Origin of the sequence: Marinihelvus fidelis, from assembly GCF_008725655.1 — a bacterium.
GTDB classification, from domain to species: domain Bacteria; phylum Pseudomonadota; class Gammaproteobacteria; order Xanthomonadales; family SZUA-36; genus Marinihelvus; species Marinihelvus fidelis.
In genome coordinates, this window is sequence record NZ_VYXP01000016.1 from 1 (window position 1) to 1,163 (window position 1,163).

General features: G+C 62.4%; 1 protein-coding gene. It reads left to right on the plus strand.

What is annotated here, in order from left to right:
* Positions 1-1,163, plus strand: a 1,163-nt coding sequence (gene tuf, locus F3N42_RS15535) for an elongation factor Tu (RefSeq protein ID WP_150865902.1), incomplete at both ends; no start/stop codon positions are given.

Genomic DNA, 1,163 nt, shown 5'->3' on the forward strand with positions numbered 1-1,163 from the left:
GAACGTAACAAGCCCCACGTGAACGTCGGCACGATCGGTCACGTGGACCACGGCAAGACGACGCTGACGGCGGCGCTGACCAAGGTGTGCGCCGAGGCGCGTGGCGGTGAGTTCAAGGCTTACGACCAGATTGATAACGCCCCGGAAGAGCGCGCGCGTGGTATCACGATCGCGACGGCTCACGTGGAATACGAGTCAGACTCGCGCCACTACGCGCACGTGGACTGCCCGGGTCACGCCGACTACGTGAAGAACATGATCACGGGTGCGGCGCAGATGGACGGCGCTATCCTGGTGTGCTCGGCGGCTGACGGCCCGATGCCGCAGACGCGTGAGCACATCCTGCTGGCGCGCCAGGTGGGTGTGCCGTACATCCTGGTTTACCTGAACAAGGCTGACCAGGTGGACGACGCCGAGCTGCTGGAGCTGGTTGAGATGGAAGTGCGTGAGCTGCTGAGCTCTTACGACTTCCCGGGTGACGACACCCCGATCGTGACGGGTTCTGCGCTGAAGGCGCTGGAAGGCGACGAGAGCGACATTGGCGTGCCGTCGATCCTGAAGCTGGTTGAAGAGATGGACGCGTATATTCCGCAGCCGGAGCGCGACACCGACAAGCCGTTCCTGCTGCCGATCGAAGACGTGTTCTCGATCTCTGGCCGCGGCACTGTTGTGACGGGTCGTGTTGAGCGTGGCGTGATTAACGTGGGTGACGAAGTCGAGATCGTGGGTATCAAGGATACGACGGTCACGACCTGCACGGGCGTTGAGATGTTCCGCAAGCTGCTGGACCGTGGTGAAGCCGGTGACAACGTGGGCGTACTGCTGCGTGGCACCAAGCGTGACGAAGTCGAGCGTGGCCAGGTTCTGGCGGCGAAGGGCACGATCACGCCGCACACCAAGTTCGAGGCCGAGGTGTACATCCTGTCCAAGGACGAGGGTGGTCGTCACACGCCGTTCTTCAAGGGCTACCGTCCGCAGTTCTACTTCCGTACGACCGACGTGACGGGTGCGGTTGAGCTGCCGGAAGGCGTCGAGATGGTGATGCCGGGTGACAACATTCAGATGAAGGTTGATCTGATTGCCCCGATCGCCATGGAAGAAGGTCTGCGTTTCGCCATCCGTGAAGGCGGTCGTACCGTCGGCGCCGGCGTCGTCGCGAAGAT